Genomic DNA, 12,463 nt, shown 5'->3' with positions numbered 1-12,463 from the left:
AACGTTTTTTTGTACTTGGGGGTAGTAAAAAGGCTTAAGTTGATGGGCATGGGGTGTACATACAATAAATATGTTTTGCTATAAAAACGATTTTTTCTATCATGCCTTTCGAGAGGACTCCCACCTCTAAACGTAAATGAAGGTGGTGAGGTGAATCGAAAGAAATATTTTATTTTCAAGTAAAAACAGAAACGTATGTTCCATTTTTGCTATAATATCCTTAACAGGAGGTGAATAAAATGACAAAGGAAAATCCATCAAACTATAAAACTCTTCAAATCTGGATTAAAAAAGGGCATCGTATGTATTCTTATTTTCAAGAATGTTGTCATAACGCTAAGAACATGTACAACACCACAAACTTTTATATACGCCAGGTGTACACTGGATTAACGCAAGAAAAAGAGTTGCAGCCTTTGCAAAAAGAAGTTCTGGATCATATTCATAAAAATATTGGTAAGATGAATGACACACAACGTCTTGCCTATCAGAAGAAATTGGAAAAAGAGAAATTAAAGCCTAAAGAAGAACAGAAAGAGATTACATGTAATTTGTTTTCAGAACCTAATTTTGAAAAACCTTATGTAGATTACAACTTTCTAGATGCACTATTTAAGGCTATGATTCAAAATGATTATCGAGCTTTGCCTACGCAATGTAGCCAGTCAATCATGAAAGGTTTGTTCCAAAATTGGGAATCTTTTTTTTGCTAGTTTAAAAGACTATAAAAAGAATCCAAACAAATATGCTGGACCGCCTAGAATTCCAAAGTATATTCGTTCTTCTGAAAAAGAGATTCTGTATACAAACCAAGATTGCATCATTAAAAACGATAGATTTTTAAAGTTTCCAAAGACGAAATTGCAATTAAATATTGGGAAACTAGGTTTCACTGAGGGTAAACTGAAACAAGTTCGTGTGATTCCAAAATACAATGAATATGTAGTGGAATTGGTAATTGATGTTCCTTCTGAACAACAAATGATTGAAGAGAATGCTCGTTATATGAGTATTGATTTAGGGATTGATAACCTTGCAACCATCGTAACAAACACAGGTATGAAACCTGTCCTTGTTAAGGGCAAACATGTCAAAAGCATAAATCAATATTACAACAAAATGAAGAGTCATTTTACAAGCGTTCTTAGAAATGGAAAACAAACGAATGAAGGGCCTTTTACTTCTAAAAGGATAGAAAAACTTCATCAAAAACGTTACTTGAAAATAAAAGACGTCTTCCATAAAGTTAGTCACCATATCGTAAAACTAGCTCAAGAAGAAGAAGTTTGTAAAATTGTTATTGGTCAAAACAAAAGTTGGAAACAAGAAACGAATATGGGAAAAAGAAATAACCAAACGTTTTGTCATATCCCACATAGTTTATTGATTCAAATGACTACATACAAAGCAAATGCTGTAGGCATTCAAGTTGTTGTAACTGAAGAATCATATACATCGAAAGCAAGTTTTCTGGATAACGACTTCATTCCAACGTATGGAGAAAATGACCAAAATACAACTTTTTCAGGAAAACGAATAGAGCGCGGCATATATCGTTCAGCAAATAAAACTTTAATTAATGCAGATGTAAATGCTGCGGCTAACATTTTACGAAAGGTAATCCCAAATGCATGGACAAATGGGATAGAGGGGTTAGGCGTGAAACAGCTCGCTAATGTGTTAACTCCCCTGACGTTAATCGTCCGTTAGGTCGAAACGTTAGAAACCCCCACTTCAAGATTTGCTAAGTGGGGGAGTGTTCATATGCTATAATGTAGAAACATATAGCTAGAAGGAGATGTACGAAATGATTCCAGTAACAATATTAACTGGTTTTCTTGGATCAGGGAAAACGACTTTATTAAATCGTATTTTATCAGAAAATCACGGTAAGAAATTAGCGGTGATTGTAAATGAAATAGGGCAAATTGGCATTGATAATCAGTTGATTATGAATGTAGAAGAAGAAATTATGGAAATGACAAATGGCTGTTTATGCTGTACTGTACGTGAAGATTTACTCGTTGCTTTAAAACAGTTACTGGACGTAAAAGCGGAAGGAAAAATGGATTTTGATGGTTTAGTAATTGAAACGACTGGCCTTGCAAATCCAGGGCCGATTATTCAAACATTCTTTTTAGATCCAGTCATTCAATCTGCATACCAAATTAATGGTGTTGTAACGGTGGTAGATAGTTATCATATACATAAACATTTTGAAAAAGGATTAGAAGCAAAAGAGCAAATTGCGTTTGCTGATGTCGTTTTAGTAAATAAATTAGACTTAATTGAAGAGAGTGAGAAAGAAAATCTCTTGCATGAAATTCAAGGAATTAACCCGACTGCAAAGTTAATTGAGGCGACTAACTGTGAGGTAGATATACCATCTTTATTACAAATCCAAACGTTTAAAACGAAAGATACGTTGCAAATTTACCCTCATAAAGAACATAACCACTTAGAAGGTGTGAAATCATTTGTATTACGTGAAGAACGTCCGCTGGATTTACAAAAGCTTAATGAGTGGATGTCAGCTGTCGTTCAAGAGCTAGGAGAATATTTATATCGTTACAAAGGAATTTTATCGATAGACGGAGTAGATAAACGTATCGTTTTCCAAGGTGTACATACGTTATTTGCCGCTTCGTACGATAGAGAGTGGCAAGAGGGCGAAAAGCGTATAAGTGAAGTAGTTTTCATCGGAAGAGATATTAATAAAGAGTGGTTCCAAGAACATTTTGAAGAGTGTGTGAAATAAGTCTGCGTAAATTGCAGGCTTATTTTTTATGAGCATTCTATTAGATTACAAAACAGAATTAAATAAGGGAAAGAAACTAAAAATTGATACATGTATAATAAAAAGCCTGTTTTCACAGGCTTGTATTTTCGTCTATTAGTAACTCCATTACAACACCTACAACTGGACCTTCATCATCAATATCACCATTTAATCGGAAACCAAATGATTCATAAAGTCCCATTGCAAGTTTGTTGTCTGGATGTAAACTTAAGTAAATTATTTTGCATTCAAATTTTTCTTGTAAGAATTGAATGAGTAAGTGAAGGAAACGTTTTGCGTATCCTTTCCCTTGATATTGTTGGTCAATCATAAAGCGATCGAGCCATACGCTTTTATGTTTTATTGAATACCATCCATACATTGCATAACCTACAAGTGTTTCTCCATCATATAAACCTACTGACGTTCCGTTTCCTTCATATAATGATTCTGCTAAAGAAAACGCATTACTTTCAATAAATTGTTGCTGATCTTTTGCGACGTCTAAGGCAACTACTGAACGCCAATTTTTTGCTGTTACTTCACAAATGTGAAGATTCATAATTCCAACTCACCTTCTAAATTAATATAGCTTTAAAGCTAATATGGATAATTTTACTTGTTATTTTGGTCAAGTCAAGGATAAATACATAAAAAGGCAGCTGAATACTAGATTCAGCTGCCTAGAAAATATAATGGATTAGTTTGTTGCTTCTTTCAATGTGTTTACGTTTTCTTCCATTAAAGTGAAGTAATCTTTATTATTTTTTGCATCATCTTCAGAAACAGTAGCTAAGTGATTTAAGCGTAAAACTTTTGTACCAGTTTCTTTTTGAATAACAGATGCTACTTTTGGAGTAGAGAAAGTTTCGAATAAAATATATTTTAGATTATGTTCTTTTACTGTTTTTGTAATATCAGCAAGCTGTTTTTGAGATGGTTCATCAGAAGCTGAAATTCCAGCGATAGGAATTTGTTTTAGGCCGTATCGTTGTTCCCAGTAACCATAGGCAGCATGAGAAACTAAAATTTCTTTCGTTTTTGCGTTCGCTACAGCTGCCTTAAATTGATCGTCTAAATCAGTAAATTTAGTTTGAAGTGCTGCGAAGTTTTTTTCGAATTCTTGTTTATGTTCAGGTTGTAATTCTACAAGTGCATTTTTAATTTTTTCTGCCTGTTTCATTGCTAGAGTAGGGTCTAACCAAATATGCGGGTCTTTATCGTGATGGTGTTCATCTTCTTTATGGCCATCTCCATGATCATGATGCTCTTCTTCAGTAGAAGCACGAAGCTCAATACCTTGAGATGCATTTACAATTTTAACATTTTCTTTTTGTAATGTTTTTTCCATTTTTTCAGCAAATGGTTCTAATTCAGCGCCGTTATAAACGAATAAATCGGCTTTTGCAACTTGTACTGTTTGTTTTTGACTTGGTTCAAATGTATGTGAATCTGCACCAGGTGGGTAAATTGCTTCAACATTTACATAGTCGCCACCGATTTTCTTTGCGAAATCAGCAAGTGGGAAAATTGTTGTATAAACTGTTAGCTTTCCATCTTTCTTGGCATTACTTTCTTTTTTATTTGAGCAGCCAGCGAAAATTAAGGTAAAAATAAGTAAGAATGAAAATATAGTCAATCTTTTAGGCATGAAGTTCTCCTCTTTTCTTTTTTACGGATATATTTTCCCCAATTATAGAAGAAAAATATCATTTTAATACAAAACGGAATAATTACGTTTTAGTTTGCGAACTTAGTATAATACATCTTTAATAAAGTTGCAATAAATAATAATCATTCCGATTTGTTTTTGTTATAAAGTTGTCAAATATAAGTGTATTATTTTTGCAAATGCATGCATATGTGACAACGCTGTTTTCATATATTGAAAAGGAGGTTAAAGAGGGGGATGAGCGCTTGGGTTACTTAATGGAAGCTATTTTATTAATATTAGCGGTAGTATTGCCATTATCTTTCGTATTAATTTTTTTAAGAAGATTAATAAGTAATTTAGGGGACGCTACAACAATAACGAAATTACAAGAGAGAGATGAGAAAAAAGAGTGAGTAAAATAAGAGCAGGAAACTCCTAAAGGTTGTATTTTACTGAAGGAGAGAAAAGTAAAATAAGAGGTATATGCATATATGAATAAGCGAACAGCGTTAATACTTGGTGCAAGTGGTTTAGTTGGACAAGAGATAACGCGTCTATTACTTGAATCAGATTACTACGATTCGGTTACTATTTTTGTAAGAGAGCCAATGCAATTGCAACATGAGAAGTTACAGCAGAAACAAGTTGATTTTTCGGTATTAGAGGAATATAAAGAGTTCTTTGCTGTGGATGATGTTTTTAGTTGCTTAGGAACAACAATAAAAAAAGCAAAAACAAAAGCAAATTTTAAAAAAGTAGATTATGAATATACGTTACGAGCTGCTTGTTTAGCTGAAAAACAAGGGGTGCAAAATTTCCTTGTTGTGTCTTCTATGGGAGCGAATCCTAAATCATTTTTCTTTTATTCACAAGTGAAAGGAAAAATGGAAGAAGAATTGCAAAAGTTAGTGATCGGTGGTATTCACATTTTTAGACCATCATTATTAGTAGGAAACCGACAAGAATTTCGTTTCGGCGAACGAATGGCTGAAAAGTTATCTCGTATTATTCCTTTTATTTTTAAAGGGGCTTTCAAAAAGTATAAACCAATTTCAGCTAAAGATGTGGCGAAAGGGATGTATATAACCGCGCTGCGAGAAGAATCGGGTATCCATACTTATAATTCAAATGAAATTACAACGATAGAATAAATAAAACCGAGAAGAATGACTTCTCGGTTTTATTTATTCGTATGCATTTTTCCTGGTGCTCGCTTATATTGGTGAGGTTCTTGCAATTCAAAGCCAAGTTCATTGGCCGCTATTCTTGGGAAGTACGGATTGCGAAGTAATTCACGTCCGATGAAAATTAAATCTGCTTCGTTATTATTTAAAATTTGCTCTGCTTGTGACCCAGTCGTAATCAATCCGACTGCACCAGTTGCAATCTTAGTATGCTCTTTAATATGTTTGGCGTATTGTACTTGGTAACCAGGATACACATCAATATGTGCTGGTACAACTGCACCAGAACTACAATCGATTAAATCTATTCCCTGTTCTTTCATCCACTTTGTATACTGAACATAATCTTGAACTGTAAGCCCGTCAGGATGATAATCATTTGCTGAAATACGAACGAATATTGGTCCGTCCCAAACTTCATTTACAGAGTCGATGATTTCGCGTAAGAAACGATATCGGTTTTCAGGTGAGCCGCCGTATTCATCCGTTCGTTTATTAGTAAGTGGTGATAGGAATTCATTAATAAGGTAACCGTGAGCACCATGTAGTTCGATAACATCAAATCCGGCTTGTTTTGAACGTAACGCGGCCTTCTGAAAAGCTAATATAGTCTCTTTGATTTGCTGTATATTCATTTCTACTGGTATTTTCATCGTATCATTAAAAGGAATTGCAGAAGGAGCGAAAGCATTCGTATCTAATTCAGCTTTTCTTCCGGCGTGAGCGAGTTGAATGGCAACTTTCGCACCGTTATCATGTATAAAAGTAGTCGTTTTATGTAAGCCTTCAATTAGGTTGTCATCCCAAATGCCTAAGTCTTTGTTAGAAATTCGTCCTTCAGCTAACACCGCAGTTGCTTCAACCATAACTAAACCTACTTGGCCAGCAGCGCGAGTTCCATAATGAATGAGATGAAAATTCGTAACGCTACCATCCTCATTCCCCGATGAATACATACACATAGGTGACATAACGATACGATTTTTTAGTGTAACGTTCTTAATTGTATAAGGTGAAAAAAGCTTGGAATTCATCAAATAGCCTCCTTGATTGAATTTTCTTATATTTTACCATTCTCTTTTTTGTTTCTCTAATAAAACGCTTATACGAAAAATTTTGTTTATTCGTGTTACAATGACTAATATGAACCGAATTGGAGGATGACATATGTACCAGGCTTATTATGAAAGCGAAGTAGGTTTGCTTGAAATTACAGCGAATCAAGAAGGAATTACGTCTGTTATATTTGTTGATGAACGACAAGAAGAAAATAAAAATGAAATGATAGAACAATGTATAAATGAGTTAGATGAATATTTTAAAGGGAAAAGAAAAGAGTTTACGGTTTCGCTGTCTGCTGAGGGGACAGCATTTCAAAAAAATGTGTGGGATGCACTTTATACTATTCCATACGGCGTAAGTGCTTCATATTTGGATATTGCAGAGAAGGTTGGAAATACAAAAGCTGTACGGGCAATAGGAGGGGCAAATAGTCGGAATCCAATTTCAATAATCGTTCCATGTCATCGTGTAATAGGAAAGAGTGGAAAGCTTGTTGGATATGCCGGTGGTTTATGGAGGAAAGAGTGGTTATTAAAACACGAAGGTATTTTGAAATGACGAATGGATGGGAAGAGGGATTGTTTTGAAATGTATAAATTGTGGGCAACCTTGCGAGGAGGAACAGTTAAATTGTGCAAGTTGTCAGCGAAACTTGGATAATGAACAAGATGAAGGTAGCTCGTTAATAGATAAAGAACTAGAAGTATATGTAGGGAGACAATATCCGTATTACAAAAGGAAATGGGAGCTTGAGAATAAGCGGATTGCTAGGTGGAGCTGGAATGGTTGGGCTACTATTTTCAATATAGGCTGGCTAGGATATCGTAAGTATTATGTACCAGCTGCTTTATTTATGTTGTTATTAATAGCGTGTGATGCATTTTCGTATTATATGGGATTTAATGTAGCATTGCCAATCGTTAATATGGTGCCTCTTACGTTTTTATTACTCATTTTTATTCTGTTTGGAATGGGGATTTTTTCAAATGGATTATACTATCAATTTGCGGAAAGACGTATATACCGAATAAAAGCAAGAGAAATAAAAGATAAATCAGTTGAAAACTATCTCATTCATGATAGTGGCGGAACGAGCAAAATGGGAGCGACAATTGTTACTATTTTAGCAGTTGCTAGCATATTTTTTAGTCATTTCTTTTTTCCGACTGATCGAGACGTTATTCAAAAGGTTCGTACAAGCTCGCTTTATGAATATCCTTTCTTTTCAATAGGTGAATCTTTCGAAAATTATTTTCAAAATTCAGGTTGGATATATTATCGTGGAACGGAAGGGTTAGAATTAGTAGAATTCCAAGGATATAACGCCGAGGTGCCAGGGCAAAAGGTGGCGATTCAATTTGTTGTCGATTATAAATTGGGTGAAGTGGAACCATACTCACTTACGGTTAATGGTGAATCTAAAACTGAAGAAGAGTTTTTGAAGATGATGGACGAAATATTTAAGGTTCAAAATCCATTTGATATAGAGGATGGATTACAAGTAAATGCTATTCAAAAAAGCGGTTGGAAGGAAATTTCTAACCGCTTTTTTTATGTTTGTCAAAATAAATATTTAAAATAATCAGAATCTTTTGTATAATAAAATATATTATATAGGATTTAACTTATACATATAGATTGGGGGAAGGAAGAATGAAGAGAAAGACAACAACAATTGCTGCACTTGCATTAACGACGAGTGTATTGGTTGCAGGATGTGGGAATGGTGAGAAGGCTTCGACAACGAAGAAAGAATCGAATAAGGGAATGGCAGATAAACAAGTTTTAAATTTACTAGAAACAGCTGAAATTCCTTCAATGGATACATCTAAATCAACGGATTCTGTATCTTTCCGTGTATTTGTAAATGCAATGGAAGGTTTATATCGTCTAGATAAAGATAATAAACCAACACCAGGCATGGCAAAAGATGTGAAGATTAGTGAAGATAAAAAGACATATACATTTGAATTGCGTGATGCGAAATGGTCAAATGGTGATCCAGTTCGAGCACAAGATTTTGTATATGCATGGCAACGTACATTAGATAAAGCAACAGCGGCAGAATATGCATTCATTTTATTTGATGTGAAAAATGCACAGAAAGTAAATAAAGGAGAATTACCATCAGATCAATTGGGTGTTAAAGCGAAGGATGATAAAACGTTGGTAGTAGAATTAGAGCAACCAGCACCTTATTTTCTTGAGCTTACATCATTCCCTACATTTTTCCCATTAAATGAAAAATATGTGAAAGAGCAAGGAGATAAATACGGATTAGAAGCAGATAAATTAGTATATAATGGGCCATTTACAATGAGTCAATGGAAACATGAACAAAATTATCAATTGAAGAAAAACCCTAATTATTGGGATAAAGATACTGTAAAGTTAGACGAAATTAATGTAAGTATTGTGAAGGAAACAAGCACGGGAGTAAATTTATATGATAGTGATCAAGCAGATCGAGTTATTTTAACTTCTGAATTTGTTGATAAATATAAAAAGAATAAGCCAGATGAATTTAAAACGAAGTTAGATCCACGTATGTATTTCTTGCGTTTTAACCAAAAAAATGCAACATTTAAAAACCAAAAAGTACGTGAAGCAATTGATCTAGCATATGATAAAAAAGGAATTGCTGATGTTATTTTAAATGATGGTTCATTGCCAGCATATTTCTTAGTACCTGAAAAATTCACGACAGGTCCGGATGGAAAAGATTTCCGTACTGTAAATAAAAATTTCCGTGATAGTAAAGATAATGCAGAGAAAGCAAAAAAATTATGGGAAGAAGCTAAGAAAGAGCTTGGTCAAGATACAATTACGGTTGAATTACTAAACGATGATAACGGTAGCCGTAAAAAAGTGGGCGACTTTATTAAGGAAGAACTAGAGAAAAACTTGCCTGGTATTAAAGTGAATTTGAAACAGCAACCATACAAGCAGAAGCTAGATTTAGAAAAGAAATTCCAATATGAATTCTCATTATCTGCATGGAGCCCTGATTATCCGGATCCAATGACTTATATTGATATGTTTGTTACTGGAAGCTCATTTAATGAAATGGATTATTCTAATCCGAAGTATGATGATTTAGTAGCGAAATCAAAAGGAGAGCTATTAAAAGATGATAAAGCACGCTGGAATGCACTTGCGGAAGCTGAAAAAATCTTAATTGGTCAAGACGCAGCAATTTCTCCTACGTACCAACAAAGTACAGCTTATTTAGAGAAGCCATTTGTAAAAGGTATTGCTAATCATACGTTTGGTGGGGACTTCAGTTATAAATGGGCATATATTACAAAAAAATAGTATAATAAAAGATGAGTGAATTTTCGCTCATCTTTTATTTGTATAAGGAGGAATTATAGTTGTTAAGGGGAATCAATCATATTTGTTTTTCGGTATCTAATTTAGAAAATTCTATTATGTTTTATGAAAAAGTATTAGAAGGAGAATTATTAGTTAAAGGAAGCAAATTAGCTTATTTTAACATATGTGGAGTATGGATAGCGCTTAATGAAGAGGCGCATATTCCGAGAAATGAGATTCATCAATCCTATACGCACATAGCATTTTCTATTGAACGAGAAGACTTTGAATGTTTAATACAGCGATTAGAAGAAAATGATGTTCATATTTTACAAGGAAGAGAACGTGATATCAGAGATTGTGAATCTATATACTTTGTTGATCCTGACGGTCATAAATTTGAGTTTCACTCAGGGACACTGCAAGACCGTTTAAATTATTATAGAGATGAGAAACCTCATATGACATTTTATTCCGCATTAACGGGCAGTAAGCCCCTAATTGGTGAGGGCTAATAATCAGTGGGGGATGAACAACCCCCCCCCCCCCCGCTGATTAAAGTTTCATTTTACTAGGGAGGGATAGTATTTGCATGCACTTGTAATTGGTGGAACAGGAATGCTAAAGAAAGTTTCTATGTGGCTTTGTGAGAAAGGATTTTATGTTTCTATTATCGGGCGAGATGAAGTGAAATTAGAAAATGTTAAGCGAATGAGTTCTGCACCAGAAAATATTACATGCCTTTCGTTAGATTATCATAATGATGAAGATGTAAAGCTAGCTATTAAAAGTACAATTGAGAAAAATGGTCCGATCACATTAGTTGTTGCATGGGTACACACAAGTGCAAAGCATGCACTATCAAATATTTGTAAAGAAGTAGATTTGTCGTCTAAAACATATAGTTTATTTCATATTTTAGGTAGTAAAGCATCACGTATGCCTGCACAAAAAATAGGGAGTACGCGATGTAGTTATCGTAGAATTATTCTAGGTTTTATTTTAGAAGATACATATGGAAGATGGCTTACTCATGAAGAGATAGCTGATGGAGTTATAAAAGGGATTGAAAGTAAACGAGCGGAGTGGATTGTAGGGAGAATTGAACCGTGGGAATTACGACCAAAATGGTGAGGGGGAGTAAGAAATGAAAACAACTATATATGTAACAAGGCATGGTGAAACAGAGTGGAATGTAGCGAAACGAATGCAAGGACGGAAAAATTCTGCTTTAACTGAAAATGGTATAGTTCAGGCGAAACAATTAGGGAATCGAATGAAAGATTTACCAATCCATGCGATCTATAGTAGTCCGAGCGAAAGAACACTTCATACGGCAGAGTTAATAAAGGGGGAACGTGATATACCCATTATAGCGGATGAGCATTTCTATGAAATCAACATGGGTATATGGGAAGGACAAACAATCGCGGATATAGAAAAGCAATTTCCAGAAGAAGTACATCTATTTTGGAATGAGCCACATCTTTTTCAGTCAACATCAGGAGAAAATTTTGAGGCGGTTTATGAAAGAGTAATTGAAGGGATAAGGCTTCTTTTAGAAAAGCATAAAGGACAAAATATATTGATTGTTTCTCATGCGGCAGCAGCAAAATTACTTGTAGGGTATTTTGCGGGAATTGAAATAGAAAATGTATGGAATGATCCATTTATGCATAGTGCCAGTTTGAGCATAATAGAATTTGAAGATGGTAAAGGTAAAGTGAAACAATTTGCAGACATAAGTCACTTTCAATGAATGTAAAAAAGGCCGCTTGGCGGCCTTTTTTGGTGGCATAAAAACTAGCAGTTACGTTTTTTATACCAGAAGTGATCGAATTTCTTATTTTTGCAAGATGGGAATTTATGTCCGCCTTTGCAATCGTCCCATTTGTGTCCGCCATCGTGACAGTCTTTACCATGATCCCATGAATCATCGCAAGAGTGACCGTGTCTGTTAGGGAAGAATTCGCATTTTTTACAGAAACTTCGTTTTGTCCAGAAAAATTTCTTTTCAAAGCGTATGCATTTTGTAACGAAAGTGCAATGTTTTCTGCGAGTACGTTTTGTAACTAAAACGCATTCTTTTCTACGTGTCACTTTCGTAACAAACGTCCATTTTTGAACACGTACACGAGTACATTTCGTAACAAATGTCCATTTTTTTACATGCGTACATTTTGTAACGAAAGTACAATGTTTCACGCGAGTACATCTTGTTCTTGGACATTTACGCCCTGTAGTACATTTACAGTCTGTAGTACATTTATGATGAGAGAATTTATCATCATCGCATTCAAAAGTACTTGGATCTTGGTGTAAGAAATCCTCCATCCCAGCACTTTTGATTTCTTCAACAGCTTTTCTAATATCACGTTTCATAGAAATCCTCCTTATCATGTATTAAGTTGAAATGGTGTTATGTCAAGAAAATAGACACATGAAACAGAGACATTTAATTCGTTAAGC

At 34.5% G+C, this 12,463-nt stretch carries 13 protein-coding genes and 1 pseudogene; 10 read left to right on the top strand and 4 right to left on the bottom strand.

Annotated elements, in window-relative coordinates:
• Positions 1-239 precede the first annotated feature (239 nt).
• Together ACODS7_RS28735 and ACODS7_RS28730 are read left to right on the top strand one after the other, a co-directional pair.
• Positions 240-1,710 (top strand): annotated as a pseudogene (locus tag ACODS7_RS28735) (RNA-guided endonuclease InsQ/TnpB family protein).
• A gap of 97 nt (positions 1,711-1,807) precedes the next feature.
• Positions 1,808-2,758 (top strand): CobW family GTP-binding protein, encoded by a 951-nt coding sequence (locus tag ACODS7_RS28730; RefSeq protein WP_088114081.1) that lies wholly within the window; start codon positions 1,808-1,810, stop codon positions 2,756-2,758.
• Between the two features lie 112 nt (positions 2,759-2,870).
• Here the strand turns inward: ACODS7_RS28730 and ACODS7_RS28725 are convergent, their stop codons facing one another.
• Both ACODS7_RS28725 and ACODS7_RS28720 read right to left on the bottom strand, forming a co-directional pair.
• Positions 2,871-3,341: a GNAT family N-acetyltransferase gene (locus tag ACODS7_RS28725; protein ID WP_016081967.1), complete on the bottom strand. Its 471-nt coding sequence runs from the start codon at positions 3,339-3,341 to the stop codon at positions 2,871-2,873.
• A gap of 138 nt (positions 3,342-3,479) precedes the next feature.
• Positions 3,480-4,430, bottom strand: coding sequence for a metal ABC transporter substrate-binding protein (locus ACODS7_RS28720; RefSeq protein WP_016081966.1), 951 nt, complete (start codon positions 4,428-4,430; stop codon positions 3,480-3,482).
• 266 nt (positions 4,431-4,696) lie between these two features.
• Here ACODS7_RS28720 and ACODS7_RS28715 point away from each other — a divergent pair, with 266 nt between their 5' ends.
• Together ACODS7_RS28715 and ACODS7_RS28710 are read left to right on the top strand one after the other, a co-directional pair.
• Positions 4,697-4,846 (top strand): hypothetical protein, encoded by a 150-nt coding sequence (locus ACODS7_RS28715; protein ID WP_000540932.1) that lies wholly within the window; start codon positions 4,697-4,699, stop codon positions 4,844-4,846.
• Between the two features lie 78 nt (positions 4,847-4,924).
• Positions 4,925-5,584: an oxidoreductase gene (locus tag ACODS7_RS28710; protein WP_001042736.1), complete on the top strand. Its 660-nt coding sequence runs from the start codon at positions 4,925-4,927 to the stop codon at positions 5,582-5,584.
• A gap of 29 nt (positions 5,585-5,613) precedes the next feature.
• On the opposite strand, the gene namA is transcribed toward ACODS7_RS28710, so the two are convergent.
• Positions 5,614-6,651 (bottom strand): NADPH dehydrogenase NamA, encoded by a 1,038-nt coding sequence (gene namA / locus ACODS7_RS28705; RefSeq protein WP_048565058.1) that lies wholly within the window; start codon positions 6,649-6,651, stop codon positions 5,614-5,616.
• A 133-nt stretch (positions 6,652-6,784) separates the two neighbouring features.
• Here namA and ACODS7_RS28700 point away from each other — a divergent pair, with 133 nt between their 5' ends.
• The 6 genes from ACODS7_RS28700 (at position 6,785) to ACODS7_RS28675 (ending at position 11,753) form a co-directional block, all read left to right on the top strand.
• Positions 6,785-7,237, top strand: a complete 453-nt coding sequence (locus ACODS7_RS28700) for a methylated-DNA--[protein]-cysteine S-methyltransferase (protein ID WP_016081964.1) — start codon at positions 6,785-6,787, stop codon at positions 7,235-7,237.
• A gap of 25 nt (positions 7,238-7,262) precedes the next feature.
• Positions 7,263-8,261 carry a DUF2628 domain-containing protein gene (locus tag ACODS7_RS28695; RefSeq protein WP_016081963.1) on the top strand — a complete coding sequence of 333 codons (999 nt, stop codon included), beginning with the start codon at positions 7,263-7,265 and terminating at the stop codon, positions 8,259-8,261.
• Positions 8,262-8,332: 71 nt separating this feature from the next.
• The gene (locus ACODS7_RS28690) at positions 8,333-9,994 is read left to right on the top strand and encodes a peptide ABC transporter substrate-binding protein (protein ID WP_016081962.1); all 1,662 of its coding nucleotides are present in this window, start codon (positions 8,333-8,335) and stop codon (positions 9,992-9,994) included.
• Positions 9,995-10,053: 59 nt separating this feature from the next.
• Positions 10,054-10,509: a FosBx1 family fosfomycin resistance bacillithiol transferase gene (fosB, locus tag ACODS7_RS28685; RefSeq protein ID WP_224981020.1), complete on the top strand. Its 456-nt coding sequence runs from the start codon at positions 10,054-10,056 to the stop codon at positions 10,507-10,509.
• Between the two features lie 73 nt (positions 10,510-10,582).
• The gene (locus ACODS7_RS28680) at positions 10,583-11,128 is read left to right on the top strand and encodes a short-chain dehydrogenase (RefSeq protein WP_016081960.1); all 546 of its coding nucleotides are present in this window, start codon (positions 10,583-10,585) and stop codon (positions 11,126-11,128) included.
• Positions 11,129-11,141: 13 nt separating this feature from the next.
• Positions 11,142-11,753: a phosphoserine phosphatase 1 gene (locus tag ACODS7_RS28675; protein ID WP_016081959.1), complete on the top strand. Its 612-nt coding sequence runs from the start codon at positions 11,142-11,144 to the stop codon at positions 11,751-11,753.
• 44 nt (positions 11,754-11,797) lie between these two features.
• Here ACODS7_RS28675 and exsB read toward each other — a convergent pair whose 3' ends face one another.
• A complete protein-coding gene (exsB, locus tag ACODS7_RS28670; protein WP_016081958.1) occupies positions 11,798-12,376 on the bottom strand; it encodes an exosporium protein ExsB in 579 nt (192 codons plus the stop codon).
• Positions 12,377-12,463: the final 87 nt, after the last annotated feature.

The organism is Bacillus sp. FG16, assembly GCF_057809515.1.
The sequence above is the reverse complement of the archived record's forward strand: the minus strand, read 5'-3'. Positions and strand labels throughout refer to the sequence as shown.